At 42.1% G+C, this 26806-nt stretch carries 34 protein-coding genes; 19 read left to right on the forward strand and 15 right to left on the reverse strand.

Annotation, left to right across the window (positions count from 1 at the left end; translation table 11 throughout):
* Positions 1-63 precede the first annotated feature (63 nt).
* Entirely contained in the window at positions 64-1401 is a 1338-nt protein-coding gene (locus ACN222_RS26915; protein WP_010999584.1) for an HAF repeat-containing protein, read from the reverse strand.
* Here ACN222_RS26915 and ACN222_RS26920 point away from each other — a divergent pair.
* Positions 1389-2177 carry an IS5 family transposase gene (locus ACN222_RS26920; RefSeq protein ID WP_010999585.1) on the forward strand — a complete coding sequence of 263 codons (789 nt, stop codon included), beginning with the start codon at positions 1389-1391 and terminating at the stop codon, positions 2175-2177. The genes ACN222_RS26915 and ACN222_RS26920 overlap by 13 nt on opposite strands.
* Before the next feature lie 254 nt (positions 2178-2431).
* Positions 2432-2569, forward strand: coding sequence for a hypothetical protein (locus tag ACN222_RS26925; protein ID WP_168371007.1), 138 nt, complete (start codon positions 2432-2434; stop codon positions 2567-2569).
* Here the strand turns inward: ACN222_RS26925 and dpdE are convergent.
* From dpdE to ACN222_RS26940, 3 genes are all read right to left on the reverse strand, one after another.
* A complete protein-coding gene (gene dpdE / locus ACN222_RS26930) occupies positions 2556-5840 on the reverse strand; it encodes a protein DpdE (protein WP_309295020.1) in 3285 nt (1094 codons plus the stop codon). The genes ACN222_RS26925 and dpdE overlap by 14 nt on opposite strands.
* Before the next feature lie 83 nt (positions 5841-5923).
* Positions 5924-7018 carry an RRXRR domain-containing protein gene (locus ACN222_RS26935; protein WP_044523571.1) on the reverse strand — a complete coding sequence of 365 codons (1095 nt, stop codon included), beginning with the start codon at positions 7016-7018 and terminating at the stop codon, positions 5924-5926.
* A 441-nt stretch (positions 7019-7459) separates the two neighbouring features.
* Positions 7460-7666, reverse strand: coding sequence for a hypothetical protein (locus ACN222_RS26940; protein ID WP_010999588.1), 207 nt, complete (start codon positions 7664-7666; stop codon positions 7460-7462).
* Between the two features lie 283 nt (positions 7667-7949).
* Here ACN222_RS26940 and ACN222_RS26945 point away from each other — a divergent pair, with 283 nt between their 5' ends.
* Complete coding sequence (locus ACN222_RS26945; RefSeq protein WP_010999589.1) at positions 7950-8642, forward strand: CPBP family intramembrane glutamic endopeptidase; 693 nt, start codon at positions 7950-7952, stop codon at positions 8640-8642.
* 71 nt (positions 8643-8713) lie between these two features.
* Here ACN222_RS26945 and ACN222_RS26950 read toward each other — a convergent pair whose 3' ends face one another.
* The 6 genes from ACN222_RS26950 to ACN222_RS26975 all read right to left on the reverse strand — a co-directional run bounded on the left by ACN222_RS26950 (position 8714) and on the right by ACN222_RS26975 (position 14718).
* Positions 8714-11899 carry a plasmid replication protein, CyRepA1 family gene (locus ACN222_RS26950; protein ID WP_419756914.1) on the reverse strand — a complete coding sequence of 1062 codons (3186 nt, stop codon included), beginning with the start codon at positions 11897-11899 and terminating at the stop codon, positions 8714-8716.
* Complete coding sequence (locus tag ACN222_RS26955) at positions 11847-12107, reverse strand: hypothetical protein (RefSeq protein WP_419756915.1); 261 nt, start codon at positions 12105-12107, stop codon at positions 11847-11849. Before ACN222_RS26955 ends, ACN222_RS26950 begins: the two co-directional genes overlap by 53 nt.
* 99 nt (positions 12108-12206) lie before the next feature.
* Entirely contained in the window at positions 12207-12962 is a 756-nt protein-coding gene (locus ACN222_RS26960) for a hypothetical protein (RefSeq protein WP_010999591.1), read from the reverse strand.
* A 58-nt stretch (positions 12963-13020) separates the two neighbouring features.
* Entirely contained in the window at positions 13021-13479 is a 459-nt protein-coding gene (locus ACN222_RS26965; protein WP_010999592.1) for a DUF1392 domain-containing protein, read from the reverse strand.
* 111 nt (positions 13480-13590) lie between these two features.
* Positions 13591-14373: a hypothetical protein gene (locus ACN222_RS26970; RefSeq protein ID WP_010999593.1), complete on the reverse strand. Its 783-nt coding sequence runs from the start codon at positions 14371-14373 to the stop codon at positions 13591-13593.
* Between the two features lie 81 nt (positions 14374-14454).
* The gene (locus ACN222_RS26975; protein WP_044523572.1) at positions 14455-14718 is read right to left on the reverse strand and encodes a helix-turn-helix domain-containing protein; all 264 of its coding nucleotides are present in this window, start codon (positions 14716-14718) and stop codon (positions 14455-14457) included.
* Between the two features lie 703 nt (positions 14719-15421).
* Here ACN222_RS26975 and ACN222_RS26980 point away from each other — a divergent pair.
* The 15 genes from ACN222_RS26980 to ACN222_RS27050 all read left to right on the forward strand — a co-directional run bounded on the left by ACN222_RS26980 (position 15422) and on the right by ACN222_RS27050 (position 23798).
* Complete coding sequence (locus ACN222_RS26980) at positions 15422-15910, forward strand: hypothetical protein (protein ID WP_010999596.1); 489 nt, start codon at positions 15422-15424, stop codon at positions 15908-15910.
* A gap of 117 nt (positions 15911-16027) precedes the next feature.
* Positions 16028-16294, forward strand: coding sequence for a hypothetical protein (locus tag ACN222_RS26985; RefSeq protein WP_010999597.1), 267 nt, complete (start codon positions 16028-16030; stop codon positions 16292-16294).
* A gap of 118 nt (positions 16295-16412) precedes the next feature.
* The gene (locus tag ACN222_RS26990; protein WP_126987516.1) at positions 16413-16607 is read left to right on the forward strand and encodes a hypothetical protein; all 195 of its coding nucleotides are present in this window, start codon (positions 16413-16415) and stop codon (positions 16605-16607) included.
* Between the two features lie 368 nt (positions 16608-16975).
* Positions 16976-17179 carry a hypothetical protein gene (locus ACN222_RS26995; protein WP_010999599.1) on the forward strand — a complete coding sequence of 68 codons (204 nt, stop codon included), beginning with the start codon at positions 16976-16978 and terminating at the stop codon, positions 17177-17179.
* Positions 17170-17433, forward strand: coding sequence for a hypothetical protein (locus ACN222_RS27000; protein WP_010999600.1), 264 nt, complete (start codon positions 17170-17172; stop codon positions 17431-17433). The genes ACN222_RS26995 and ACN222_RS27000 overlap by 10 nt, the downstream gene beginning before the upstream one ends.
* A gap of 4 nt (positions 17434-17437) precedes the next feature.
* Complete coding sequence (locus ACN222_RS27005) at positions 17438-17626, forward strand: hypothetical protein (RefSeq protein ID WP_010999601.1); 189 nt, start codon at positions 17438-17440, stop codon at positions 17624-17626.
* 58 nt (positions 17627-17684) lie between these two features.
* Positions 17685-18746: a hypothetical protein gene (locus ACN222_RS27010; RefSeq protein ID WP_010999602.1), complete on the forward strand. Its 1062-nt coding sequence runs from the start codon at positions 17685-17687 to the stop codon at positions 18744-18746.
* A 62-nt stretch (positions 18747-18808) separates the two neighbouring features.
* Complete coding sequence (locus ACN222_RS27015; RefSeq protein WP_010999603.1) at positions 18809-19258, forward strand: DUF1257 domain-containing protein; 450 nt, start codon at positions 18809-18811, stop codon at positions 19256-19258.
* A gap of 3 nt (positions 19259-19261) precedes the next feature.
* On the forward strand, positions 19262-19471 hold the full coding sequence (locus ACN222_RS27020) for a DUF2997 domain-containing protein (protein WP_010999604.1): 210 nt from the start codon (positions 19262-19264) through the stop codon (positions 19469-19471).
* Positions 19472-19506: 35 nt separating this feature from the next.
* Complete coding sequence (locus ACN222_RS27025; protein ID WP_010999605.1) at positions 19507-19764, forward strand: hypothetical protein; 258 nt, start codon at positions 19507-19509, stop codon at positions 19762-19764.
* The gene (locus ACN222_RS27030; RefSeq protein WP_010999606.1) at positions 19761-21386 is read left to right on the forward strand and encodes an AAA family ATPase; all 1626 of its coding nucleotides are present in this window, start codon (positions 19761-19763) and stop codon (positions 21384-21386) included. Before ACN222_RS27025 ends, ACN222_RS27030 begins: the two co-directional genes overlap by 4 nt.
* A 131-nt stretch (positions 21387-21517) precedes the next feature.
* Positions 21518-21751: a hypothetical protein gene (locus ACN222_RS27035; protein ID WP_126987522.1), complete on the forward strand. Its 234-nt coding sequence runs from the start codon at positions 21518-21520 to the stop codon at positions 21749-21751.
* Between the two features lie 78 nt (positions 21752-21829).
* Entirely contained in the window at positions 21830-22375 is a 546-nt protein-coding gene (locus tag ACN222_RS27040; protein ID WP_010999608.1) for a WGR domain-containing protein, read from the forward strand.
* Between the two features lie 310 nt (positions 22376-22685).
* A complete protein-coding gene (locus tag ACN222_RS27045; protein WP_044523580.1) occupies positions 22686-23576 on the forward strand; it encodes a hypothetical protein in 891 nt (296 codons plus the stop codon).
* Between the two features lie 60 nt (positions 23577-23636).
* On the forward strand, positions 23637-23798 hold the full coding sequence (locus ACN222_RS27050; protein WP_126987525.1) for a CopG family transcriptional regulator: 162 nt from the start codon (positions 23637-23639) through the stop codon (positions 23796-23798).
* A gap of 236 nt (positions 23799-24034) precedes the next feature.
* Here ACN222_RS27050 and ACN222_RS27055 read toward each other — a convergent pair whose 3' ends face one another.
* A complete protein-coding gene (locus tag ACN222_RS27055) occupies positions 24035-24253 on the reverse strand; it encodes a hypothetical protein (RefSeq protein ID WP_010999611.1) in 219 nt (72 codons plus the stop codon).
* 273 nt (positions 24254-24526) lie between these two features.
* On the opposite strand from ACN222_RS27055, the gene ACN222_RS27060 reads away from it, so the two are divergent.
* The gene (locus ACN222_RS27060) at positions 24527-25036 is read left to right on the forward strand and encodes a GNAT family N-acetyltransferase (protein ID WP_010999612.1); all 510 of its coding nucleotides are present in this window, start codon (positions 24527-24529) and stop codon (positions 25034-25036) included.
* Here ACN222_RS27060 and ACN222_RS27065 read toward each other — a convergent pair.
* From ACN222_RS27065 to ACN222_RS27080, 4 genes are read right to left on the reverse strand one after another with little or no spacing between them, the layout of a single operon-like run.
* Entirely contained in the window at positions 25033-25407 is a 375-nt protein-coding gene (locus ACN222_RS27065; RefSeq protein ID WP_010999613.1) for a hypothetical protein, read from the reverse strand. The genes ACN222_RS27060 and ACN222_RS27065 overlap by 4 nt on opposite strands.
* A 3-nt stretch (positions 25408-25410) precedes the next feature.
* Positions 25411-25935 (reverse strand): hypothetical protein, encoded by a 525-nt coding sequence (locus ACN222_RS27070; protein ID WP_010999614.1) that lies wholly within the window; start codon positions 25933-25935, stop codon positions 25411-25413.
* A complete protein-coding gene (locus tag ACN222_RS27075; protein ID WP_010999615.1) occupies positions 25936-26502 on the reverse strand; it encodes a hypothetical protein in 567 nt (188 codons plus the stop codon).
* A gap of 22 nt (positions 26503-26524) precedes the next feature.
* Positions 26525-26806 carry a hypothetical protein gene (locus ACN222_RS27080; RefSeq protein WP_190449827.1) on the reverse strand — a complete coding sequence of 94 codons (282 nt, stop codon included), beginning with the start codon at positions 26804-26806 and terminating at the stop codon, positions 26525-26527.

Consider the following 26806-nt stretch of genomic DNA (forward strand, 5'->3'; position numbering starts at 1 on the left):
ATGACCATTAGACGTAAGGCAATCAATTAATGTTAAGTATAAAAGAGGGTATGCTACTCAGTATCATTTATACAGCAGCAGACGGTTTGTTGATATTGCTATAGCCGCCAATATTAAGATACTTAGACTTAGAGATGGTTCAGGTACATCAGTAGAAGAAGCAATAGGCGTGAGAAGAAATGCCCGGTTTCTTAAACGATTACCATCTGGATCAATAAATTCTGAATTAGTTAAAATTTGCCCAAAATTATTAACTGCAATAGCAGAATTAAGAGTGACGTCCAGTGAAGAAGTAATTAGCTTATTAAGGTCAAATATTTGACCATTTTTATATAAGAAAGCCCGACGCTCACCATTCGCTGTAGTTGATTCACCAACAACTTGACCTAAATTATTAATGTCATTTGCTAGACTAAATGAACCACCCAGTGTACCCAAATTACTATTATTTGAAATTGGACTATTAGGTGCTGTTAAAAAAGCATTAGTTTCACCATTAGCCGTAGTTGAAAAACCAACAACTTGACCTAAGTTATTAATCGCCTTAGCCTCACTGTAGGAGCCGCCCAATGTCCCCAAGTCATCTGTATTTGGATTAATTGAACTATTGGGTGCAGTACGGAAGGCATGGGTTTGTAAATTGATGTCCCAAGACGCTCCCACTACTTGACCTAAATCATTGATGGCAAAAGCCGAGGTAAATCTAGCTCCAAAAGACGGTACATCCTTAACAATACCACCGAGTGAACCAATATCATCTGTTGCTTGGTTAACTGGATTATTAGGAGTAGTCCGGTAAGAGAATGAACCTAAAAATCGAGAAGATGTCACAATCGCTACTTGACCAGCATTATTAATACTTTGAGCGAAGCTAAAACTACCAAGACCAACAAGACCAAGTTTATCTGTTGCTGCATTGACTGGACTATTAGCAGAGGTTCGGAATGCTTCGTATAAATTCCACTCAGGATTACCAAAAGGTATAAGACCAACGACTTGACCTAAATCGTTGATAGCAGAAGGGGAAGCAAATCCACCATTTGGAGGGTCGATATAATCCGTAATTGGATTGATAGGACTATTAGGAGTCGTGCGAAAGCCATGAAATTCTATCTGATTGTCCTTCAAGGGATCGTAGTAGCTCATCAAGCCAACGACCTGACCTTGATTGTTCATATTAGCTGCACGGATATCTGTTCCCTCTGGGAGCAACTTACCAAGGTCAAGGACAGAGTAAACTGTTGCTGCGCTACTGGGTTGACAAATAGCTATTCCTAAACCAGTCAATACAAGCGCTGTTAGAGGGTGTTTGAAAAGTAGGGGATGTTGTAAAAAAACTCCCTCGGTATAAGCTGTGAATAGATAACAAACAGCACCGAGAGAGCGACATGAGTAAAGCATACCCCAGCAATCTGACCCGTGAGCAATATGAATTGATCAGGGACCTGATTCCAGAGGCAAAACCCGGTGGACGTAAGCGTGAAGTGGATATGTGGTCAGTCCTAAATGCAATTTTCTATATTTTGGTAGAAGGAGTGAGATGGCGAGGGCTACCAGGAGATTTTCCGCCCTGGCAAACAGTGTACACATATTTCCGTAACTGGCGTAAAGACGGAACGTGGTTACACATCCACGACAGGCTGAGGGAGTGGGTGCGGATAGAGCAGGAACGACACAAGAATCCATCAGAAGCGATCATCGATAGTCAAAGCGTCAAAAGTGCGGCGATGCTGAGTCAAGACGTAGGCTTTGATTCAGGTAAGAAAATTAAAGGGCGTAAGCGATTTATCACAGTCGATACCTTGGGATTAGTACTACGAGTCTTGGTGACGGCTGCCAATGTGGGTGAGCGTGCTGGTGGTCAACAAGTTCTCAAACGAGTTAAACAATCTCAGGCGAAAGATCGCTTAACCACCATTTGGGTTGATGGTGGCTTTGATGGGGAACCGTTCATGCAGTGGGTCATGAATTTTTGTCGTTGGATTGTACAGGTGGTGCTGCGGCCAGAGCAAACCAAGGGCTTTGTTTTGCTCAAAAAACGTTGGGTGGTAGAACGCACTTTTGGCTGGTTCATGGGATGTCGGCGATTGGTTAGAGATTATGAATTATTACCCGAAACCTCAGAAACATTTATCTACCTTGCAATGATCCGTATTATGGTGAAGCGATTGGCTTAATTTTGACTCCCTATAACTTTTCAAACATCCTCTTAAACTAGCTTGATAAATACTGCGTAATTTCATATTGAAGAATATATAAATTTTTATTACAAGTTTTAGAGTTCCTATACGCAAAACATACTATCCGAGTTATGTAGTTGTAAATCATACTTTAGTGGTATTACTAAAACCCAAAACTAAATATTAATGCCCATAACAAAAGCTGTGATTGACGTTGCAAACATCCTGCTTTGGACAAGTCCGGTTCTGGGATGAGTGATGAAGATTCGGTTAACTTAGGAAAATCTGATGCTTGGGCGGGAAAACCCAAAGCACCACCAGAGCATGATACTCAAGCGGCGAGTATGTATGAACTCGGTTACAGTGAGGGAGAGATTAAAAATGGGTAGGAGAGTGAGCAGATATCACAATAAAACCAACAGAATCAAGTTTAAGTTGTGGCTGATGAATGCCTTGAACGATAGCGGACTTCAAAAGCCTTTCGATTTTCAATTCTTCAGCTAGAGTATTATCCCAAGCTTGTGTATTCAAACGTAAATTTAACTGCTCTACTTTAGCAGCTAGTTTCTGCTCTGCTAAATGAGCATAACGTTGACATAGTTGAATCAAGTGTTGACGTTGGGTGAGTAACGTCCTTGATGTATTACTAACTTCTTGACAAACTTTAGACCAATTAGTAGGCGCAATAAAATTGTCAATGATTCCTAAACGTTCTTTAGCAAGATTATGATCTTGTACTTCATGAGAAGTTTTATCTTTTTGATATGGGCGTTGTAATATACTCAAGAGTAATTCATCCTGAACTTCACTAAGTATTTCGGAACGAGCATCAATAAAGATAGTTTCAATCAATGGTGGAAATAAAGCGTCTACCTGACGCTTCAAGACGTTAAACCGAGAATTATCAAGTTGATAATCTGTAAAAATCTGCTTGGCTTTTTCCAGATTAAATTCAACTAAATAGTTACATTGAAAACCAAACCATTCCATGCCCTCACTGCTGTCCCAAGATGAATCTTGTCGCCAAAGAGCAAAAGCTTGACCACGGTCATCCCATTCTATATATCTGGAAAGTGCATCTACCAACCCTTCTCCTATACGAAAAAGTTTGATACCAGGATTGTGGTTTGCTAGTTGGCGGTCATAAGTACCAAATTGGTTGAGATTGCTATGGATAAAGCGAGATTTCAACTCGTTGAGAGGGACTAAAGTATACTTAGTTGCTTGATAATACTTGACATTTGCTAAATCTGGGTGATAAACAGATTTGAATTTTAGTGAATTATCAATCCAACCTTCTATAGCTCGTTTAATTTCCAGATGATTAAGATCGTAACTATCTAGCTCTGGAAAAAATGTATCGTCATTCTCTCCAAGCAGAGCCTTATTTAATTTATGTTCTGCAATCACCTGGGATTGCGCTTGAGCAATTGTGTTTTTGATGGATTCTACTTGTTTGAGTAAACCAATAGCGCCTATTTGAAACAAGCTTTGTTCTAGATGTGATAATTCATTATCTAATCGGAAACTAGCTATAGACTCAGTAAAAATGGAAAATCCATCCTTTAAAAGTTGATACCAAGCATAATGAAGACTATCATCTAAATCAGCGCCAACTAGTACGGTAAAATCAATATTTTTAGAACGCCCAATTTGGTCGAATCTAATAATTCTCTGTTCTAATTGATGTGGTTGCCAAGGTAGGTCAAAATTAATTACCCAATCAACAAATCCAAAATTATGACCCTCCTGTGCAGAAACATCACAGATAAAGATAAAGTAATTAGGATTAGTGTAAAACTGCTGTAAGTTTTTCTCGATTTCTCCCCAACTTTGTTCTGATTGATGGACAGCAATAGTTTCTGTACCAAAAGCATTTGCTAGTGAACGAGCGATTTCTAAGCAGGTTTGTCCAAAACTGGTAAATATCAATATCTTTGGCAAATAATCACCAGGAATAGGTCTAGAAATTCTCTGCCGGATTCTCTCGCTTAGTTTGCTAAGGTCGCTGCGAAATGATTGCAAACCAAAAATTTCTGATAAGCGGTAGAGAATGATGATTTTTAATAGTTCAATTCGATCTCCGTCTTCTGAAGGTTGATTAATAATTTGGCGTAAAGAGGTTAAAACCTCTTCTTCACCTTCAAACTTGGGAGTTTCAGTTAAGAGATTGACATCATCACTACTAAACTCTTTAAGTAGCAATGGATGACGCACTCCACTCTGGCGTGCGGCTATTACTCGCTCTAAAATACCTAACCACGTACCAGAAGCTAAGAACAACAGCAGAAAAATGCGTTTATAAGCTTCCTGTTTGGGGGCAATAGTACGCCATTTCTCTAGCAGTTCATGAATATCAGGCGACCTCTCATCTAAATCGTATTCTTCCTTGGGTGTAATATTGCGGCTAAATGTGTCATCTTCTAGATAAGCACGACGATTAGACAGTATTCGCTGATACAGTCGATAGTTTTCATTAATATAACTGCAAATTTCTTTAAGGGTTTTAGTATGAGCAGACGAATCAGTGTTTAAGCCATCTTCCCATTTACCTAATAAAGTTAATAAATACTTGTCTTCGGGTAATAATGTTTGTAATTGCTTTAAACCATTGTGGACATTAGAAGTATTTTCCTCATTTATTAATGAGGAGATAAGTTGAGCTAGCAGTTTATCTTTATTAATTTTTAGCTGAAAATCTTCTAGATTATTGAGTTGATAAATTTTAGGCTCAAGTAAATGCAGCAGAACTAGTAACTCTTGCTCACATTGAAGAATATGACTTGCAGATAGTAAAAGTAAGTGTTCGCTTCTATGGGCTAGATACTTATAGATTTCAAAATCCTGGCGTAGTTTGCTATCTTGGGAATTAGCCATTGCGGCAATGTGGTGGGCTTCATCCAAAATTAGCAAGCCAATATTTTTCTGTGCATTAATTTTGGACGAATCCTCGTATGCCAGCACTACTACTCTTGTAGGAAACGAAGAAATATAGAATTTATTCTCTAACTCATTTTTCCATTGTTGTAGTAATTTCCCTGGAACCAAGACTACTACTTTTTTTTCTGGCTCATCAAGTAGATATTGGCGCAGAATTACACCAGCTTCAATAGTTTTTCCCAGTCCGGCTTCATCAGCTAATATGTAGCGTTGAACTGAATCTTGTAATACTTGCCTGATGACTTCTACTTGATGAGGGTAAAGATGAATATTGGATGAAATTAGTCCACTCATCCCACGACTTACAGCCCTCTGCTGGATTAAGCATTTGATTAAAGCTGACCTTCTGTCGTGTAAATAGGGTGTTTCGTGTGCCTTGATTGCTAGTGTTTCAACCGGATCTTTTATTGTTAAATTACAACGGACATAAACTTCTTGTTCTGATTTAATTATAGATTTCTGCCCTGGCAAATCAATTTCATACCTTTGGATGTCTTCATCCCATCCAGAAATTCTGCCAATTACCCATTTATATTTATCTTGCTCTTTTAATTGAACATAACATCGCGTTTGAGGTCTTAGTATAACCCCAGACAACGATTGTAAGGGTAAATGTTCTTGCCAGTGCTGTCCTATGGTACTAAAATACTCAACAACAATACTGCCACCAGATACTTCAATTACTTTACCTGTCCCCAAAGTATTATTTGAGGACTGCACTAATGAGCCAAGCTTAATCATCAGAAAAATAGGTTTGAAACCCCGCCCTTTAGCAACGCGGAGGGCGGCTTTACAAATATCTTCTAGGCAACAATTAAGCCGTTGGAACGGCTAATTAACTGCACTTTACTAGAAGCAATCTGCCCTAACCGTTTCCAGTTAGCGTCGCTGACAGATACTTGTTTTTCGGTGTCTCCTGACACATAGCCAATCCCTTTAGGGGAAGTAACTAAATCCCCCTTGCGTAAGCCATGACGAGTTGTAGAACCGCCATATTTACGACGTACACCACTTTTTGCAGGAACCATCAAGTGAAGTTGGCGGCGAGAGTAAGGAGGACGACGAATTAGTTTAAATAGCGCAAATGTAATCACAACATTTCCAAACCAATCGCCACCATTAACTTTTACTGTGTGATACTGGCGATACTCAACAAAAGCTGTAGCTGCAATAGCCACACCATCAACTGCATGAGTATTAAATTCTGACTTAGACTTGTCTGAAGAGTTTTTAGTCAGTCCCAGGTATTTACGAGTTGACGCGGTTTGATAACCTTCGACTTTCGCTACTGGGGCAAACTGTTCTAACTGCTTCAACATCCACTTCTGCCCGACCATCACCGCAGAGAAACCTTTACCACTCCTAGCTTTTTTACGTCCACTGGTCAGGTCTACATCTGCCCTAACGTACTCGTAACGAATTTCTGAGATTGGATAGATTTTGCATAGCTCAGAAACAATTCTCAACTCAAGTTGACGATTGGCGCGAATTGAAGGTGGAAGTTTACCCTGACGACGATTATCAAAGCGTTTCTGACGATGTGCGCGTTTTAAAAAATTAACCTTACGATCAATCCTTCTACCTCTGCGACCACGCCGCATTAATCGTCTTGCGTCCATGCGATCACGCACTGTTTGGAATGGCAAAATCAAGTGAGCCGTGTACAGTGTGAACTTGGCAGACTGTACACCGATCCCAGAAAACTTTTTACCTGGATCAATCCCAATAACAATATCTTGGGTTGCTCGTCCAGATGGTTCACCAGTAAGTTGCACATAAAATTGTCCACAGTCTGAAGTGCGTTTTACCGCTTTACCCGACTCTACCCATTTCCTAGCCCTTGCGGGTGTTGTGGGCATTAGTGGTTGGTGGTTTTTATCTACTACAGGTACTCGCATTTTGGTATAACCCAATTTCTTGTTTTAGTCCCTTCCCGCAACAAGGTTAAGATGTCTTGGCTTTACCCAACTTCTGAACCAATCAGAATTACAGAGGGCTAAACTAGGGAAGCATTTAGCCGTGTTTACCAAACCTTGTCTCAATGCGGTATTCACCTTTTGCATTGTCTAAATTGGTTTAGACAATCCCTGCACTTTTAGAGGCAGGGATGGTGAAAGTTTTGTCCCCTAATCCTGAACCTTCTCAAATCCCAGCCAAAAATTTCGCAGAATTACAATTCTAACTGGTTTTTGTATAGACGTGTTTCAGGAATTGATTGCCTCTACTCCAAAGCGATTGTCTGTAACTCTTCACCCCATCAATACCACCCAATCGGGAACCGCAGCTACCAACTGCTCAAACATCTGCGGCTCTTGCTCATCAATCGCCATTATCACGCCTCAGCGCTCGTCACTATTGAGGGTGGAGAGGAACTGTTTGACTGCATCAACCCCATGCGTTACCCGTGACATCGCAAGCGTAGCGTAAGATTTTACTTGTTGCCACCATGAATCACAGGGGTCACAACAATTCGCAATTTCCAATTCACAATTTGCAGTTATTTCCTCATGAGTAAAGTCGGAGGCTTGGATATTGATGGCACACATTTTATTTTTTCATCTCTTTATTAATGTGCTACTTGATATTTTGGCACAAGTAATATTATCCATTAGAAGATTTTTAAAGCTTTCTTTCAGAGATAGATACTTATAAAACTTAGTTAAAAAATCAAATTGATATTTTATAGAAATTAAATATTGTGACAAATACTAAAGTGTCACTTAATTGATTGCTGATTGTGAAATGAAAATTTTATAGTTCGTTATATATTACAACTACAGTTGGGTACTAGTAATAGCTAATAACGAGTAAATTTTACTAAGTTTTTATATGTTTACAGCCATCTCAAATAGAAAAGCGATACTAGCTCTGTTACTGTTAGTACCAGTTCCAAGTGTTGGGGTAGCGGCTGGATTATATCTTCCCGGAATTTTAGGAACTTCAGTAGCTTTGTTTTCTAAAATCTGGATGTTACTAGTACCAATTGTCTGGTTAGTGTTTATAGAGCCAGAGGATTTCCATCTAAAAGCTCAACAGGCTCAAGGACGTGATTTATTAGTTGGGCTGGGATTAGGATTATTGATGTTGGGCATGATTTTAATGACTTATAAGTGGCTAGGTTCACAATGGATAGATGTTGAATATGTTCGTGAACGTGCAAGACAAATTGGATTGAATAATTTTGTAATTTATTTGATAGGTTCAGGGTATTGGGTATTTATTAATTCCTTACTTGAAGAATTTGTTTGGCGTTGGTTTGTCTATCGCCAATGTGAAATACTAGTGTCTAGTCCATTTGCTGTAGTTTTATCAGCATTGTTTTTCACAATTCATCATATTGTTGGTTTAGCAGCATACTTCGACTGGCGTGCGACAACATTATGTTCATTGGGTGTGTTCATTGCCGGGCTGATATGGTCATGGTGCTACTTAACTTATCGCTCAATCTGGGTTGGATACATCAGCCATGTTTTTGCAGATATAGCAATTTTTATCGTTGGCTGGCAACTTCTGTTCACGTAACTATCTCGGTTGCTCAATCCAGTTAGGAGGTTATTGCATCAACTCGGTATAATCGCCCCAAACCTAAAAACTCACCCCATCCACTGTACCCAATCGTGAGCCTGTGCCACCAACTGCTCAAACATCTGCGGCTCTTGCTCATCAATTGCCATCATCACGCCCCATTTTTCATCACTAGTGAGGGTGCTGAGGAACTGTTTGACTGATTCCACCCCATGAGCTACCCGTTCCATTGCCAGTTGGGCATAAAATTTTACCTGCCCCCACCAAGAATCACAGGGGTCAAGCTGTCCGTCCATACCCCCGCAATTATTATCTCCAATTATATTAATGGGGGGTGTGGACGGGGCATCAATACCATACATAGCCTGTATCCTAGCCGCATACGCCGCCTGAGCCTCCCGTTCCTCTTGTCGTCGCCTTTCCCTCTCATCCCTCAACCGTTGCCGATACTCAAGAACCTTCTGGGTAAACGCAACATCCTCAGTGCTTAAGCGGTAATACCTCACACGCTTACCATCTTCTAAAGGCCGCCGCGACTGGGTAGACAGTGCCAGTTGACCCAGGTATTGACTTAAAATCCAAATTGGAGACTCATCAAGAGGTATAGTCAAGTTAAGGATGCCTTTGATATGGGTGGTATTACGTTTTGAGAAGTCAGCCAATGCTTCAATAGTCGCTTCATCTCCCTTAATCTCTACCCCATCCATCAAATCTGTCAATATCGCCCTCAAACCCAACCGATGACGTATGAGCCAGGATGTGGAATGATTGCCCCAATCGGTACAAATAGCCAAGCGATCGCGTTCCCCCTTATCCCGTTCCACCACCACATCAGGCGGCGTAACGAACTCGCGCCCCTGCTCATCAGTAACAACATCCCCTGGCGCTGCCAAGATAGCCTCAAGTGCAACAATCTTTTTAATGAGCCGTCCGCCGTCATCTTTCTCAACTAGCTCAGGTGTAACAGCCATACCGTAGGTATCCCAAATACGGAATTTCTCACACTCTAGAGCTTCTTCTGGCTTGAGGTAGTCCTGGTGTTGCCTAGCAGTGTAAGTTTTTCTATCGATATCCTTGGCATTAGCCACTTTCTGATAATGTTCAGAGTCAATGGCATTTCCCGCCGCCTTCATCAAATGCCGTGCAGCTTCATCCATTTTATCCCCGGCTGGAACAATGGTGTTACCCATTTCCACGAGAAGCGATCGCAGATCAGCACGCAAATTATTGATAGACCAGTTCCTCTGCGCCTCAATCTGACAATACGTATCTAACGCCCAGTCTTTTTCCGCGCCGCGCTGACCCGTTTCCTTGTCGATGCGGATTAAAAACGCGGTCATTTCATTTTTCTGAAGGATTTTCTCTTTGATGTGCCGGGGGTTAGTTTCCGCATAACCAAACGGAGGGCGAGGCGCTACCCAAACGTGCATCGGGACGTTAGGACGATACCGCCACAACTGTTGAACGCATTCAGTGGCTGATTGGGAAACGGCGTGAAACACCCCAAATATTACATCAAAATGGTAGGTGGAAATATCAACGCCAGTACCGAGGCTAGGAGTAGTTAACAGCGCATCAACTGATTGAATTGCGGTGTTAATCTCCCTGATGAAAATAATATTCTCTTCACTACCGCTATTTTCTGAGTGAATAGTCCAAATCCTAAGCTGTCGGTCATCTTCTGATTCTGGCGCATTATCTTCGGGCAATTCGCAATTCTCCAAGTTGGGAATTGTTGCTGCCCTCTGCCCCTTGTCCTTTTTCCCCCTGTACATTTGCGCTGCTACTTCATTCAAAGCGCGTTCTAACTTTTTGATGAATCGTTTACTATCGCTGACGACAATCGGCTTCAGTCCTAACATCAACTGAACATGGATTTGAGCAACGATGGCGCTGCTGTCATCACCCTCATACCAATGAACTTTGCGATCGCCTGACCGATACTCATTCTTGATGATGAAGGGTTTCTCGCCTTGGGGTCGCATCGCCCTGAAGAAGTCAATGGTCAAATCGTCTAAGTGGGCATCAGCCAAAACCACCAGCTTGGCATTGTACACCAGATACTCTAACACCTCCAGAATCAGCCCCCGGTGTTCCTTACAGGTTTTGGACTGGAGTAAATGGGCGAGATACTGACAAGCTTCGTCGATAAATATAATTTCATAAGCCCGTAAATCATTTGCCATCTTATACAATGAGTCTACGGTGATGCTGAGAGCGTGGACGGCTGCCCAATCGCCGCAAGCGATCGCTGAGTACATGACAGTCAGCAGGCGATCGCTGAGATTCTTTAGCAAACTCACCCGATGCCCATTGTTCAAAAAGCTCAAATCTGGGTTATCTCTTCTGATAATAGCCATCAATTCTGTCTTGCCAGTACCCATATCCGAAGCCAAGCCAACCAAACCAGACTGAGGCAAGGAACCGATGGCTTGGGACAAATAACGGGTGTTAACTGTGACATTGGGCTTGTACTTATGTAGTCCTCTCGGCTTTTTGAAGAAAAACCTCTGGTGATATTCTTGCAGGGTAAGGGCATCAGCAATCATTGCCGATACTGCCTTGTCAGCCTTCTTGCCTAAAGCCACCACCCAATCATCGATGCCCTTCTCTGGCCCTGGCAATAATGCGATACTACACTCGCAGCCAGCGTCTTGGATGACATGGGCGGTGCGGCGTGTGGCTTGAAAGACTTGCAGTTGTGTCTTGGGTTTAGTTTCGTAATCAAACAGGATGATGAATCTGCGACCGGGTTGAGCCATCGGTACTAAGTCAGGGTGCAGCCGCTCGAAATCTTCCTTGCCGACGCGACCATTCCATATTCCAGGGAGTGCGATCGCGGCAAATCCCAGAGATAATAGACAAGCCGCCTTCTTCTCACCTTCGGTAAGAGTAATCGTTATTTCGGGATGTGCCAGCACCCAAGCCCAGAATCCTAAAGCTTCACCTTCTGGCGTGATGACGATATTCTCTGGCATCGGCACGTCATAGCGCAAAGATACCAACTGCCAAATGCTCAGGGTAACTCGGAAGTAACCCAGACGGTTCGGGGTTTTGGGGGGAGACTCGTATTTGATTGGCTTCGGCGAAGAAGCAGTGGAAGCAAGGGAGGCAGGGGAGGAATGAATACTAAATTCTCCCCCTGCTCCCCCTGCTGCACCCCTCCCCCTGCTGTGTTGTTCCCATTCCAGTCGCGGACAATCAGGCTTCAACCGTCCCCAGTCCATCGGCAGCCAGTCGTTGAGCGGGTCCACTGACCCACCAAGCATTAGTGATGTGGGCGTATAGTCGCAAATACCCAAACCGTAGCCGTCCGTCGTTTCTTCTGGCAGTTTGGGGTAAAGCATACAACAAGTATTCGTATATTTCGTCTCCTAAGAGCGATCGCACGTTGAGCAAAATCAATTTTTCATCAACGCCACTGTTGAGCCATTCTTGCAAATGATGAGGTTCGAGATTCATATTCCCCCCTATAGACGCATGAAAGAGTTAGCGGTATGGCCCCATACCGCTAGAGAATGTCCGTAATGAAATTGGTTAGATGCTTGAACTAGTTGATGCTTAGTTTTGTTCTTGGGAGAAAACCTCAATCAAAATACTTTCGGGGTAGAGTCCGACTCTGCCAAACCTGGGGTCACGAATGCGTTCTATTTCAATGCCTTTCTTGCGGCACAATGCACTAGCTTTTTTTCCTTTAGCACCAGCCTCTTTGGCTGATATCTCTAAACCCTGAAGATTGGCGAAACCCACGATGCTGTATTTATGACCACATGGGGCATTAAAGCGATCTTGTTCGACTTCCACTCCTTTAAGTCGATACAATATTTCGTGCTGGCGCTGTTCTTGCTCTAACAGCCGTTGCTCTTGTTGGGCCATTTGATGTGCGATCGCAGCAAGTAGTTGGATTTGGGTCATGCTGGTTTCGTCAGTTGCAGGTTTTGTCCAACCTAACTTTTCCTGAATCCAAGCGCGGATACCGATGGTGTTGAATGAACGGCAGACCAACCTTGCTTGCTTAGTACAATACCGCCCGGCATCGAAGCCGTAATATTCTAAAATGATGGCGATCGCCATATCTGGGATGCCTTCGGTTTTCCACCCTAACAGGTTAACGGCTTCAAACCCAGATTCTAAAAGCATTTGAGCTAATTTGGATGGCTCTTGGTTAACACTATCTAAGGTTTTGAGAATTGCTGTAGCACTTACCCCAGCCAATCTTGCGGTTGCCCGAAGGCTGGCTTTAGCTTTACCAGATGCGTCAACTTCAATCTCTTGTTTTATCTGTTCGATGATTTGTGCAATTTCGATTTGTGACATAGTTTTAGTTGTGTGATGGAGGGAACAAGTTAAAATCTGCTGAGGCTGGTGGAGAAATTCAGACCATCACCCGTACCAAGTCTGCTTCCTTCACCAATGAAAATCTGCGGGGCATCATGTCTATTTGTGGAAGAGTTGGGGAGATAGTTTCGATTAAATAAACCAACTCACCACGAACCAGCGCAACTCCCAAGACTAGCCTCTGTCTTGGGGCGGCACTGCAAGAGGCAAAGATGACGCGATCGCCTAACGCAAAAGCAGGTTTTTGTAAGTTAGTAGGTTTGAACCGACCAGTACCGATAATTTGATGCTTGGTAGCGTGTACAGCATCATCAGTAATCTCAATAATGTAATGCCAACAATCCTGATACCACTGGATACCGTAGCAATAACCGAAGGTTTCGAGACTTTTGAGATAGACTTTTTCCCACAATTGAATTTCAACAGGTGGCATTTCCCCACCCCAAGGTGGAGATAAATACCAACATCTTTCTATTTCTGCGATTTGTTCTGTCATACTTTCTTCCCCAAAAGATAATCAACAGCTTTGGTATCTAAGCTGGCGATGCGTTTGTTAACTTGTTGTGGTGGATTATTTAGAAACTCGTTGAAATGAACCAACAAAGTCTCATTCAGCCGCTATTCCCCAAGGCCATCGCTCTTGATCTGGATGATGCGCGTCGAAAAAAATGAAATCGTCTTCTTCCCAGTCGAGATGCAAACACAGGTGCATTTCGTCAGGATCAACTTTACTAGCGTGTTTGCTTTCCCAGTAGTTTGCGCCCGTTTGTATCCACTCATGGCTTTCGCAATAAATTTCGGCGCGTACTGCCCTGACTGCTGCCTCTTGCACTGCGGCGGGGTTAGTAGAAATCTTTCGCTCGTCCTGGTCAACCAAGAACAGGTTATATGTCGGAGGCATTTCCACCAGTTGCAGAAAATACTCGATAATCCCTGGAACAGCATTTTGAAGTGTTGTGCGATCGCTCTCAAGCAGTAGCAACTGATCGTCGGTGGCGGGGTAAAAGAACAGGCGATCTCGGTAGGCGACATGGCGGTTAATGATTCCAGATATGCCCAAATCCTGCTGTAGTTCGTGGATGTTGTCGCAGATTTTGCGGAACAGAAACAGGAAATCAGCCGCTTCCTGCATTGTTTCAGCACCATTTTTCGCCCAGATTCTCGATACGCCAATGCGACGGATAACTTCAGCCTCAGTCGAAGTAACGTTCCCTATTTGTGCAAGTTCCAGGTAAATACTTGTGTCCAGCAATGAGGGATAGGTAAATCTGTGGTTTTGGGCGTATTTCAAGCAGATGCAGTCGTGAAGCAAGGCAGACAAACCCTTAGTAGTTAATAATTCGGGGTTGTCTTGTTGAAGGACTTTGCTGATAACTGGTAAGTTAGACATAACTATACACTTTGTGGTGGTTAGTTAGCGATCGCGTGCTTGGCCGGCGGCGATCGCTTTTAAGTATCGTGCTTGGATTGATTAATCATCACTATCTTCTTCGCTCTCCTCCTGAGTTTCATCGAAGTTAACATCAAAACTTACGCCTAAAGCGGCTTCTATTCTTCTAAGTGTTGCCAGTGGAAGCGTTTTCATCTCTTCATTTTCAATCGCATACCAATTGGGAGTAGACATTCCAGCTAGAGCAGCTATTTCTTGCAGAGATCGTTTATCAATTTTTCTTGCGCGTCTAATTCTTTCTCCTAAACCAGGGACTTCTTTACGAATCCGCTTTTCTACTTTCATCAAGCATGAACTCACTAAACCACCTCCTTTATTTAAGCCTCGGTTTAGTCTTTATTTCTATAAAGTAACACTTTATCTTCACTAAGTCTAGGTTATAAAAATAAAGTCTAACTTGACAAATGCTAAGTATGACTTTATATTAATAGATAAGGGATAAGGAACGCAAACCGCCTGCACCAGAACGCAATCAAGGGTTTGCAAACCAATCAAAGGAATACATATTTCTACCAACCAAAAACGGATAGCCACCGGGACAAGCAGCCGGGAGCCTAAAACTTGTAATGCTCAAGCCACCGGAGAGGATTCCGATGACCCGCCAAGTCTAAAAACTGGTATTGAATGCAAAAATCCCAGTAAATCAAAGCGATCGCTTGCTCCTAGTGGCGATCGCTTTTTAAACAGAAACACATGGCTGCACAGAGGACAAATCCTCTCTACAGCCCTGCGCTGTTGCTTAAAAAAGTTTTATGAATGCTACGGGACGATCAACTATGCTCTTGCGTTACGCCATCTTTACGAAAGGCTGCACCAACGCAATTCATTGTGGTCGCCATCTCAATTACTGCTACTGCTTGTGACTAATTAAGAAACGGCTACGCCGAAGCGAGAGTGATGCGTTCTCCCCCACAACGTAGAAAAACAAAGGCGATCGCTCTGGCTGAGAAACTTAGCGATCGCCCTTTACTGAAATCAGGTCTATATTATGTCATACGCAACAATAAACAAGCAAGCCCAAAGTCCGTTAACCGAGCAGGACAAACGAATCATCGCAAACATTATCCAACGCCATCCAGACGAAATCAAAACCATCTGGATAGACTGCGGAATCACGGTCTGGGTGCAACTCCAAGACGGTGGAAGACTACCCTTCGACAAAAATTGGTTCGCGCAAAGAGTGGCCCAAGAAAAGACTTCTCTAGATGCTCAAGAAAGCCTCCACAGGCACAACCAAAAATTAGAAACTGAATTAAATCAAGCCTGTTCTGAGTACGGTTTACAGCATGGCGAGATAGACTATTTGATGTTTTCAACGAAGGTTTATCGAGGTCGGGATTTAGTAGGATTCGTCGGGTTCAACAGATTCGGGAAGATGTGGAGTTATAGCCGCAGAGTGACAGAGCCTGATAAATACGCCCATAGTGCTGCTGATGCGCTCTCCAAGTTAGGCGTTAGGCAGTTAGCGACGGTGTAGATAAAAGTGCGATCGCTTGGGTTCTCTAACAAGCGATCGCCTAAAATAATAGGTAAAGGCTATACAGTGCAGTAGTAAACTAGCCACCGATTAACCGATTAATAGAAGGACTCAAAGATGACCGAAGACAGCAGATTTGATGATATTTACCTGCGCCTCAATGAATTGACAGAGGATGTGACCAACCTGAAAATACAGGCAGGAACCATCGGTACATCTCAGGTAGCGATCGCGAGAACTTTGAGTTTAGCAACTGGATTGGCATCGGATATGCGAGAAGTCAAAGCAGAAATTCGTGACATGAAGGCTGATATTCGGAATTTGAACGCAGGGATGGAAGAAGTTTTAAGGCTATTGCGGCGTGGTAATAATTCTGAAGCATAGTTTAAGGTGATCAATAATGATCAATGTTTGCCAAAAAATATTATGTCCGTACTTTGGGGAGAAAGGGCATAATTACGGTTGTCAGAGATATGCTTTGAGTAGTGGATGCCATCTGAAATTGATTACTCCGCTACAAGATAATGAGTACGTTTTATATACCGATGATGAGGAATTATTAGCATCATTTAAGGTAGAAAACGATAGGTTCTTTCAAGAAGATCCAAAATATGCAGAGGATTTGGAGTTCCAGCGAGAAAATCCAGAGTTATTTGCTGAACGTTCGTTTAAAGTCAGAGAAATTCAGACAAATTGATTTCGCTACTACACATAAAAATTACAAGCGGTTTGTCCAGCACAGACCGCTTTTATATTGGAGCGAATGATAGAACAACCTCAAAACCAAAGATTATCTTAAGTACTAGCCGTAGATGGTATTTCTCAGCAACAAGCCCGTGCAAAATTAGCAGAAATATCTAGGCTATTAACTAAATTTCAACAAGTTTACTCCACAATTTATCAATATCTTTGCGCTAATGCAGAGGACGTAACTTTAGCTGATGCTATTCAAGCGGGGCTAACTAAAACGGCTACGCCAAAGCAGAAGTGAGACTCAAACCTCGTTATCTGACAGGAGGGCGAAAAACTCTCCTGTTTTTTTCAAGAATCAAACTATCAAAATATATGGCGAAAACTAAACAGATTCGGCAGGATTCAACGGCTGTATGTCTGCAATTCTTGCGGCGTTCTGGTGGCAAAGCAAGACTAAGTGAAATTAGCTTTAGCAGAAATACAGTTCAAAAACTGTTGAATCAGGGATTGGTCAAGGTACAGAGAACAGATATTGGTTACTACCTAGAATTAAAGGATGTAGAACTATGCAGTTAAATCGAGTGTATGACAGTACTTTATTATCCTGTAAAAAGGTTTATCAAATTCAAGGTACATTGTACAAATATCTCTACAAAACAGGCACAATTCAGCATCCCAAGTACCACTTTAGACCAATGCCAGGACAGCGTAAGAAAGCTGACTTATTGATTAATCACAAGACCTTAATTAATCGGTGTGAGGAAGTTGTAGGGATGCAAGTTAACGCCACAGTAATTGATGAAAACGCGACGCAGATGAAGTTGTTTTAATAATATGAGCAAGTACAAACCCCGGATTATAAAACATCCTATCCGGTTGCAAAAAAATAACGCTCAAAAAATAATTTACCGGACAGTTAGAGATATTCAACAACTCAAAGATAGTTCCCCGATTGGTACAGCCACAATCAACAAACAATCAGTCATGGTTCGGAAACAGGGGATGTATTGGGCTGTTGTTTAGTGAGTGAAATACTGTGAAAGCTACGCTTAAGCAAAGCGAAAAAATGAGGTACTGAACAATGGTACAAGCGATCGCTAACGAAACATTTCTAGCAGATGCAGTAGTTGAGCATTACAACTTTTCTAAGCTAAATAAAACTCGGATTCGGTTCAAAATTCAACTCAAGAAAACCACTAAAAGCAATGCGCCGAAGTGGACTGATGTTTTGCAAGCGGATAACGAAGAAGAATCAGATTTACTCAAAGTTAAATCCTCGGAAGTTGGGTTGAAGGGCATCAAAGTCTTCAAAGCACTGGACGAAGCAGCAAGTCAATTGCGCTCTGAGATTGCATCGATTCAAGAGTGGATGAGTAACGACAACGGGGATTGGATTTGTCCGATAGACCTCGCGCCCCTGGTGTGGAGTCAGTTGCTCAACATTAGAGATGTAGTTGCTCCTGATTTACGTGCTGGTTTAAAAAATGAGTATGAAAAAGGTTTAGCTGATTACGTTGAGCGAATTGACAAATTCATCTCGTTAAATGTCTGGGATTTACCACCAGAAAAACGTGAGGAAGTTAAAGCGAACTTGCTCAAAGCTTTCCCATTACTGTCAGATTTGGAAGAATATCTGCAAGTAGTTATCGGTCGTCCGGTAATTATCCCGGCACTGTCTGAACAGTTGAACTCCGAGCAAGCCAAGTGCCTTCAACAGATAACCCAGTTCATTCAGCAGTACGACCAAAACCTAGAACAAAGGTTGAGGGAATCAGCGATCGCTGGAGGAGAACAACTAGCAGCCCAATTGCTAGATGAACTCGCCAACTGGGAACCAGGACGTAAGCCCGTGCTATTTAAGAAAAAGATGGATCAGCATCTTAAGCGGGTGCAGGTTTTATTGGCAAATGCCTCACCGGAGGCTGGAGCCAGTCTTGAGCAAATGATGAGTCACCTGGACTCAATCGTCAATGACCCAGGTATTACCCAAAAGAACCTGGATTCACAAGGACGATCTCAACTCCAGACGAAAATGGATACAATCTACTCCAAATTGTTGGACGAGCAACGCAATCTGCAACAGTTAGCAAGCAGCGATGTTGGGTTAACTCAAGCCACTGTTAAATCGTTTAAGTTCCGTTAGAAAAAAGCGATGCCCTGAGAAATTCGGGGCATTGCACTAATGCTAGTATTCCAGGTTTTATTATGTCACATTTTACACAACTCAAAACTAAACTCACCAATCGTGATTGCTTAGTTCAAGCTCTAGAGGATTTGAAGCTTCAGCCCCATGTTTTTGAGCAACCGCAGCCGTTAGCTGGCTATTATATGGATTCGCAGGGGTACAGTGCAGAGATTATTATCTTCGGCAGGACAATCAAAGCCCGTGCAGACATTGGTTTTCGCTGGAATCAAAGCAGTGGTGTGTACGAGGTTATACACGATGAGTATGAAACATCTCCGCGACTTGGTGAAGATTTCTTCAGCCACAAGTTAATGCAGACTTACGGGCGGCGGATGGTTTTAGCCAAAACTGAAGAATTACGCGAAAAGTTTGGCGAATGCACGATTAGCGAAGAAACCAAAGGTCAAGTGCAAACCCTACGGTTGACTTTTGCAGGACATCAAGAAGTTAAACAATACGCCAGGAGATAATCAATGGAACGTTCTATACTGATACATTTCGATAACAAAACGGGTTCAGTGCGAGTAGAAGCTCTTGGGTTTGAGGGGTTGTCGTGTTTGGAAGCAACCCAGCCGTTTGAAGAAGCGTTAGGAGTTGTTGAGGGCGAACGAGAGTTTAAGCCCGAAGCGCAATCTCAGCAACTACGGACTAACAATAATCATCAGACTCGCTTGCGCCAGTAGTTAAGAAAAAGAGGGGTGAAAATCCCCTCAACATCATGAACGAATTACCAAAAGAATACCCATTTATCCACGTTTATACACAGCAAAAAGCACATCAGCCGGTGATCATCAAAGGTAATACCGAAGGCTTATGTGTGCTTCTGAACGCCATAGTTACGGCAATTGCACACCGAGACTGTAACGGTGTAGCTGAAGTATTTGACGGCGATGCCGAAGTTTTTGAAGTGAGAGTTCAAATAGTTAAGACTCACTCTGAACTTGCACCACTACCGTATAAGGAATTACACCAATGAACCTAAATAATATATTCTCCACGCTGGATTCACAAATACCTATTGTGGCATTAGAAGTTCTCTCGCCAGAAGAAGCCACAATCATCCAGTGGTTAACAGCCAATGCACACGAGAAATTGAAATCTGCGGTATTCTTCTGGAATCTGGGAGTATCGGGATTGGAACAGTGTGAGATTGCCTCTGATGGTGGGTTGGTATTTAAACCAGTACCAGAGTACAAAAAACCACCCCACGCTGACCCGTTGTTGTACATTTTCGAGTACATTAACAATTTTGATGGTACAGGTGTATTTATCCTCAGTGATGTGCATCCATTTGTGGGCAAGAACTCGCCTCAACTGAGTTGGGAAATCCTCACACGGGTGAAGAACCTCTATCACCGACTCAAACCCACAGAAAAACGCATTATCTTCTTAGGTCAAAATATCGAACTGCACGAGTCGCTAATTCGGCTGATTCCCTATGGTGAAGTGCCATTGCCAACCGTAGAACAAGTGCAAGAGCATATATATTCCTACCTCAACTATTTGTCTGAATCTGCCATTGAACAAGACGTACTATTTCGTGTCCTGTTAAGTACTGAAGAAAGAGAAACTTTAGCACGGGCAGCTTTGGGATTAACTCTGGAGGAAATTAGTGATTTCTTGCGCTTGACTGTCAAAGAGCGTTTGAGTAGCAATGGTATTACTATTGATGCTACTGTTACGCCGATGGTAGTTGAGTATAAAACTCGGCTACTCTCTCAAATGGGTATTGAGCTAGGTAAACCTGCACTCTACTCGTTCGGCGGACTTGATTTATTGCGTGAGTGGTTGAATCGGCGGCGCAAACTGTTCACGCAAGAAGCCAGAAACCTGCAACTGCCACAACCTAAAGGCATACTGCTGGCTGGCCCACCCGGAACGGGAAAAAGTCATTGTGCAAAGAATATTGCCAATATCCTCAATTTACCACTACTCAAGCTTGATATTGCTTCGATGCTTGGCTCTTTGGTAGGGGAGTCTGAGGGCAATGTCCGCCGCGCACTCAAGACAGCCGAAGCGATCGCACCCTGCGTTTTGTGGTTAGACGAGTTGGAAAAAGCCTTATCCGGGCAGGGTGATACAAGCGGTGTTTCCCAAAGAATACTCGGTACTGTCCTCACTTTCATGAGCGAATGTACTTCGGGGGTGTTTGTTGTCGCAACTTGCAATGACGTGACTGCACTCCCAACGGAACTCAAACGCAAGGGTCGTTTCGATGAAACCTTCTTTGTAGATTTACCCTCAGAACCAGAGAGAGCGCAAATCCTCAAGATTCACCTGGAGCGATTCGGCATCAATGTAGAGTCAGAATACCTGGAAGCGATCGCCGCCAACACCTCTAAATTCTCTGGGGCGGAATTAGAAACTCTAGCATCTGAAGCCGCACTACTGGCATTCGAGCAAGAGCGACCCCAACAGGTGACTTTAGGAGACTTGGAAGAATGCCGTAAAACCATTACCCCACTTGCTGTCCAAGATGCGGCGGCGGTTGAGCGTATGAGGGAGTGGGCGAAAACTGCAAGGGCGGCATCAACGGCGATTGCGGATACAAAACCCACTCAGTCGATTAAAACTGCGCGGTATCGCAACATGAATTAATAACGAGAGCAATTGCTATTTTTAATAAGATAGCAATCGCTCTGATTGCAAAATTCTGAACATCGCCTATAACTTAGAAGCAATTATTTCTTGTTTCAATACAAAAATTCAGGAATAGGAAGATGCCCCAAATGCCTGAATTTACCAAAGTGAACTCTCTTGAAACACCAACTGCTGTTTATTCAGTGGGGAAAATTATCAAGTTCTGGGATATAGGCGAACGAGCTTGGCTCAAAGGTAAGATTACGGCGATAACTCAGTGTGAAGGGTATTTTGTGAGCGCCACAGTTTCACACCAGAGCTTCAAAAAGAAGCGAGAAATCCAGATAAATCGGGAAGATTGGCTAGATACGAAAACTGAGTAATTTATCAATTGCTTCTGCTGTATTTAGGAAAAGTAATTGCTACGCAAAAGCAAAAGTGATGATTAGAGGATTAATCTTGTGGAAATATATTTAGTTTTTGTTGATGCTGCCAGTAACAGCAATAAGTTTTGGACAGCTAAAGTTGAACAAAATCAGCTAACTGTCCAATGGGATCGAGTGGGGTACAAAGCCCAAACGAAAGTTCATCAATTCACAAGTCAAGCGCAAGCTGCAAATAAATATAATAATCTAGTTTTTGAAAAGAAGGCTAAAGGCTACCAAGAGAGTCAGCCCCAGATAGAATCATGTGGTGTTGTGGATATAAGGAGAGCAATGCAACTATTAAATGGTTTACGCTCTTACGTAACTAATAGAAATTTCAATGCTGATTACATTAACCTATTGAATCAATATTTAAAAATCATTCCTACACCTTTAGGAATGCAGCTAGAGCCTTATAGGATTTTCACAAGTGTTGCAGATGTAGACCATCAACGCGAACTGCTCAGTTCTCTAATTCCTGCAACTCCTGTAGCTGTAACTCAGGCTAAACAAATGCCAGAATCACAAGAGAAGATTGTTAGCCTCAGAGGTATTCACAAAAATCTTTGGCGGCATTTCTAGAGGCTACTATTAAACCCAAAGTGATACTAAATCAGTAACCACTTTGGGCAATCGATTCAACTACAAAATCATTGTGGCACAAATATCATCTTGTTGTGTGCATGACTTCTAAATATTAACTAAATATTCACAAACATAAAAGTTGGTAATGGTTTCATTTTAGTTGCTAAAGAGTTATTTTTAAATTATGACAAAGCTTAATCAAGCAAGTATTATAATAGTTGATATAAACTTTCTATAAATGACGTTATAGCCACAAATAATAAACAGCTACGCTAAAGAAAAACGATAATGAATGGGAGAAAAGCTCATGGTAAATGAAGTGAAGTTAGGATTAGGTAATCCACCACATCCTATTTACTTGTATGTCAAAAATGAAGAAATGGGCGGTGAACAGTATGTCTGGTATAAATACATTATTAATAGTAAAGAAAAAATCCCTGTCCACCAGAGAGCTTTGACTGGATATATTTGTGAACTCAGGCTCAGAGAGAAAGACTATAAAGGTCAAGACAACCTTAAGCTAGATATTGTGATTTCGGCAGACGAACTTTATGTAATTAGAAGCGGCATCAATACCAATTTTGCCAAATCATTTTTACTCGCTGCATCCGTAGTAGAAGATTTTTCAAAACCTTTAACAATTGTGGTTAATCCTGGTAATGAAACTGTTGTCTTTTGCAGCCTTTATGATGCTCAGTCTAAGACTAAGATTCGTAGAGATTGGGATGCTAAGGCTGATTTTGCCGGCATAATTCAAGATATACAATCAAGGTTGTCTTTTGCTATCAAATATGAAATTGATGATGAGGATATTTTCGGCTTAGAACAACTAAGTACAGTCAAACTGCACTCAAATTCTGTCCCAAAATCAAAAGCCATTGCTCCGCCAGTACATCCACAAGATACACGAGTTAGACAAATCCGCACACTGTTGGACTATCCTGTTGACTTGATTAAAGAGTGGCTCCAGTTTCAGGATGCGAAAGCGCCAAGTCAGCTTCCACAAGCATCTATTGACGAACTGGTAAAAACCATGTGTTTGGCTTGGGCGGCTCCTAAAGCTGACCCTTACCGTGCTGAAACTACTTATCAGCAGCAGGTATTGGAGGCGATCGCCAATGGCACTGATGAAGTTACTGCTATCAGGGAATGGATGAACTATGTTGTAGGGCAAAGGGCGGCTGTGGCTGCACGGTAAGAATTTGCATTGTTAAAGACAATCTTCTAGGTTGTCTTTTTTTCTTAAACATCAAAAGGAATTGTTATGGCAAAGAAAAAATGGTCTGTAAAGCGCATCACCGTAAATTTGGCTTCAACTGAAGTAGAGACATTGGAAGATTATTGCACTGCCACTGGTAGACCGGCGGCAGATGTAATTCGTGAGTTGATTAGAAAACTAAAAATAGAAGCAATAGCCTGAAATTATACCAATTTGCAATTCGCTTCGGGGCTAAACGCCTCGCTACCGCAATTCGCAATTAAAAAACTTAGATACAGCAAGGTTTTCAGGATTTACATTTGTATCAGATTTTTCGTTAAATGGTATTAGGCAGTGGGCTGTCAAGCCTCACTTAATTGGATAACAGATAGTTGAGGATGTCTAAAGTAATTGCACTCCCGCCACATTGAATTTCATTAGCGGGAGTTATTCATCCTCTACACTGCTTTTTTAAGCTTTCTCAATTCAAGTTGTTGCACTGCAAAATATTCCCGAATTTCAGATGCCGTCAGCCGCTTAACTGGTGTATATGCTCTAATTGGCTGTAACGTACCATTGAGACTGCAATGTGAATCACTCGATTTTCTGTAAACGTAACCAGAGCTTATACCTGGAATACGGAAGTAATCGCCTGTACTCAGTTGCTGAAAAGTCATTCGTTTGGCTTCTCCAATTACTCTCGTTAATTCATAGGAATCAGAGTTTGGGAGTCAACATCATCTATTTTTGGCTTTATCTAAGCCGCTATTGATTTACTGACTTCTAACTTTGGGTTCCTCTTTGTAATACATTAGCCTACAAGCTCAGTTTCATCAATCCGCACACAATAATTAAAGAGCGATCGCCATAACTTAAGCAATAATAGTTGCTCATTAATAATAGTTATGCACTAGTGTAGTTGAAATTGAGTAATCACAAATATTTTTAGTATGACTACCATAGAAACTTCACGTTTATTATTGCGTCCATTGAAGCTCACAGATTTAGAGGACTTAGCACAAATATACAGCAATCCTGAAGTGATGAAGTATCGTTTATTTCCTAAACCAACTTCACTTCTGGAAACTCAAGCTTTTTTAGAATCCTACATTGCACATTGGCAGCGATATGGGTTTGGTCGATGGGCAACGATTTATAAAGCCAATGAGCAACTAATAGGGCATTGTGGGCTAGAACATATAGAATTTCTTAACAAAGTGGAAGTGAATTATTTACTCGCAAGCCAATATTGGGGACAGGGGTTAGCAACAGAATCCGCTATTGCCGTTGTCAACTATGGTTTTGAAGTCCAGCAATTCGAGCGATTAGTAGCACTGGCTAAACCAGATAATCTCGCATCACTTCGAGTCATGGAAAAAATAGGCATGAGCTATCAAACTAAAATCCGACTCCATAATGTAGAGTGGGTACTCTATGAAATAGAGCGCCAACTGCATTAAGCACTCAACGACTCCGGTTGCGTATCGGCTATTTCTGTAACTCGGTATAACCAATTTTGAGTTTGGGAAGCCGCCGATTGCCTTTGTTCGGCATCAGACCAAATTTTGTCCCAATCGAACAACCAATTTGTCATTAAACGTACCAAGTCAACCAACTCACAAGCTCTGTCAACGTCCTGAGCCTCCACCATGTCAGGGACAGTCCATTCGATAAAGTACCTACTTTCTTTTACCAGAGGCAGCATCAAATCCTTCGATGATTCCCTAGTCCACAAAGAATAAATTTGCGATAGGTGATTTGTCAAGCGATGCAGACGAGTGGAGACATCATCTTGCATGAAAATTTGTTGCTCAGGTGTCGGTTCAATCATGTTTTACGCTGATAATTTCTCAGCGATCGCTTGATGAATGATTTGCTGCTTAAGCGAATCTGCTGCCACTGCGGCAATAGTCTCCCAATCTTCAGGTGTTAATAGTAACTCTAGTAACTCGCGTAATATTTCTCGGTTAGAAATAAACTCCTCACCATAAAGCTCATCATTTCCAAGAGTTAAAAGTATATGTTGTCTTAATTCTGGTGTAGGTAATTTTAATTTCTCAAGTATTCTTTCTCTTGCAGTTTTAACAGCTATTTTTGTAGCCGCACCTAAATTCCAGTTATTAATTAGCAGCCGGACTTCTTTATTCAGAGAGATACGTAATGTTGTTAAACGCCCCAAAATCTCAAAGTTAAGCATGAGGTTGCCAAATGCACTTCCCCAATCTAATCCAGCACCAATGTTACCACCTACAGCATCCTCAGCTTGGACAGCTTGTAGTAAATATTCTTCATCAAGTAATAAATTCATGGGGTTGGCTGGTAGGTTATTTTGATTTTCGTTAAATTCGTGCTGATTCATTTACCTAACACCTAATTTAGAAGAACGCCATAGCCCATATTCAAAATAAACTAAGTCGTCATAATCTTCGTCTTCTCCCAAGTCAACCATACCTTGGTTATCGTAGAATTTTTCTACTCCAGGCAGAGAGTGTAATCCTACTCTACCCTCAAAACCCAGTTCCAGGCTACGGGTTCTAGCAAAAGCTAACAGTGCAGTACCGACTCCTTTATATTTGGGTGGGCGTTGTATTATTTCTCGGTTCCAAGGCGCAGATGCAATACCATCAACATAGACCAGTCGCCTCCCTGGCACTAACCGTGACCCGTGCATTTGCGTTTCAATAAGCAACAAGCCTTGGGTTTCATCTTCGTACTCGATAGCGTAGCCTTCCCGGTTTGGTTGTTTATTAATTACGAACTCCAGTTTAAATTCCCAGTCCCAAAATTTGTCTTCTTGAGTGAATAATCTTAATTGTTCTTTCCACGTACAGTTGTAGTCATGAGCGTGTTTAGTTTGCAATTCAACTAAATCGGCTTCCACAACTACATTATCCTGAGTACGAATTAGTCTAACCGTGCTTTGCATTGCTTGGTATTTTTGAGTGAAGTTATTTAACTTGTTGTACGTGTTTGAGCAAAGCGATCGCTAACTCCAAAATATTATTACTATCCCAAGAGGGGATTTGGTCAAGTACATATTGGATAACGGCTTCGGGCGGCTCATCAGGAAGTGAGCCAACGCGCAACAAAGCATCGTTAGTGCTTTTAATCATGCGCTCTATTTTTTCTGCTCTACTTTTCCCTGGCATAGTATCTAGCACAGCTATAACTTCATTCTTCAGGGAAACATTTTGATTTCTGCAAGCCGCACACTCGTGACTTCTAGTCAT

This window comes from Anabaena sp. FACHB-595, from assembly GCF_048568275.1.
Taxonomy (GTDB): domain Bacteria; phylum Cyanobacteriota; class Cyanobacteriia; order Cyanobacteriales; family Nostocaceae; genus Trichormus.

What these genes read in the sequence shown, in the direction of transcription:
- ACN222_RS26920 (WP_010999585.1), top strand. Translation starts at nt 1,389, where the DNA reads ATGAGTAAAGCATACCCCAGCAATCTGACCCGTGAGCAATATGAATTG.
- ACN222_RS26915 (WP_010999584.1), bottom strand. Translation starts at nt 1,401, where the DNA reads ATGCTTTACTCATGTCGCTCTCTCGGTGCTGTTTGTTATCTATTCACA.
- ACN222_RS26925 (WP_168371007.1), top strand. Translation starts at nt 2,432, where the DNA reads ATGAGTGATGAAGATTCGGTTAACTTAGGAAAATCTGATGCTTGGGCG.
- ACN222_RS26935 (WP_044523571.1), bottom strand. Translation starts at nt 7,018, where the DNA reads ATGCGAGTACCTGTAGTAGATAAAAACCACCAACCACTAATGCCCACA.
- ACN222_RS26940 (WP_010999588.1), bottom strand. Translation starts at nt 7,666, where the DNA reads ATGTGTGCCATCAATATCCAAGCCTCCGACTTTACTCATGAGGAAATA.
- ACN222_RS26945 (WP_010999589.1), top strand. Translation starts at nt 7,950, where the DNA reads ATGTTTACAGCCATCTCAAATAGAAAAGCGATACTAGCTCTGTTACTG.
- ACN222_RS26955 (WP_419756915.1), bottom strand. Translation starts at nt 12,107, where the DNA reads ATGAATCTCGAACCTCATCATTTGCAAGAATGGCTCAACAGTGGCGTT.
- ACN222_RS26960 (WP_010999591.1), bottom strand. Translation starts at nt 12,962, where the DNA reads ATGTCACAAATCGAAATTGCACAAATCATCGAACAGATAAAACAAGAG.
- ACN222_RS26965 (WP_010999592.1), bottom strand. Translation starts at nt 13,479, where the DNA reads ATGACAGAACAAATCGCAGAAATAGAAAGATGTTGGTATTTATCTCCA.
- ACN222_RS26970 (WP_010999593.1), bottom strand. Translation starts at nt 14,373, where the DNA reads ATGTCTAACTTACCAGTTATCAGCAAAGTCCTTCAACAAGACAACCCC.
- ACN222_RS26975 (WP_044523572.1), bottom strand. Translation starts at nt 14,718, where the DNA reads ATGAAAGTAGAAAAGCGGATTCGTAAAGAAGTCCCTGGTTTAGGAGAA.
- ACN222_RS26980 (WP_010999596.1), top strand. Translation starts at nt 15,422, where the DNA reads ATGTCATACGCAACAATAAACAAGCAAGCCCAAAGTCCGTTAACCGAG.
- ACN222_RS26985 (WP_010999597.1), top strand. Translation starts at nt 16,028, where the DNA reads ATGACCGAAGACAGCAGATTTGATGATATTTACCTGCGCCTCAATGAA.
- ACN222_RS26995 (WP_010999599.1), top strand. Translation starts at nt 16,976, where the DNA reads ATGGCGAAAACTAAACAGATTCGGCAGGATTCAACGGCTGTATGTCTG.
- ACN222_RS27000 (WP_010999600.1), top strand. Translation starts at nt 17,170, where the DNA reads ATGCAGTTAAATCGAGTGTATGACAGTACTTTATTATCCTGTAAAAAG.
- ACN222_RS27005 (WP_010999601.1), top strand. Translation starts at nt 17,438, where the DNA reads ATGAGCAAGTACAAACCCCGGATTATAAAACATCCTATCCGGTTGCAA.
- ACN222_RS27010 (WP_010999602.1), top strand. Translation starts at nt 17,685, where the DNA reads ATGGTACAAGCGATCGCTAACGAAACATTTCTAGCAGATGCAGTAGTT.
- ACN222_RS27015 (WP_010999603.1), top strand. Translation starts at nt 18,809, where the DNA reads ATGTCACATTTTACACAACTCAAAACTAAACTCACCAATCGTGATTGC.
- ACN222_RS27020 (WP_010999604.1), top strand. Translation starts at nt 19,262, where the DNA reads ATGGAACGTTCTATACTGATACATTTCGATAACAAAACGGGTTCAGTG.
- ACN222_RS27025 (WP_010999605.1), top strand. Translation starts at nt 19,507, where the DNA reads ATGAACGAATTACCAAAAGAATACCCATTTATCCACGTTTATACACAG.
- ACN222_RS27030 (WP_010999606.1), top strand. Translation starts at nt 19,761, where the DNA reads ATGAACCTAAATAATATATTCTCCACGCTGGATTCACAAATACCTATT.
- ACN222_RS27035 (WP_126987522.1), top strand. Translation starts at nt 21,518, where the DNA reads ATGCCTGAATTTACCAAAGTGAACTCTCTTGAAACACCAACTGCTGTT.
- ACN222_RS27045 (WP_044523580.1), top strand. Translation starts at nt 22,686, where the DNA reads ATGGTAAATGAAGTGAAGTTAGGATTAGGTAATCCACCACATCCTATT.
- ACN222_RS27055 (WP_010999611.1), bottom strand. Translation starts at nt 24,253, where the DNA reads ATGACTTTTCAGCAACTGAGTACAGGCGATTACTTCCGTATTCCAGGT.
- ACN222_RS27060 (WP_010999612.1), top strand. Translation starts at nt 24,527, where the DNA reads ATGACTACCATAGAAACTTCACGTTTATTATTGCGTCCATTGAAGCTC.
- ACN222_RS27065 (WP_010999613.1), bottom strand. Translation starts at nt 25,407, where the DNA reads ATGATTGAACCGACACCTGAGCAACAAATTTTCATGCAAGATGATGTC.
- ACN222_RS27070 (WP_010999614.1), bottom strand. Translation starts at nt 25,935, where the DNA reads ATGAATCAGCACGAATTTAACGAAAATCAAAATAACCTACCAGCCAAC.
- ACN222_RS27075 (WP_010999615.1), bottom strand. Translation starts at nt 26,502, where the DNA reads ATGCAAAGCACGGTTAGACTAATTCGTACTCAGGATAATGTAGTTGTG.
- ACN222_RS27080 (WP_190449827.1), bottom strand. Translation starts at nt 26,806, where the DNA reads ATGACTAGAAGTCACGAGTGTGCGGCTTGCAGAAATCAAAATGTTTCC.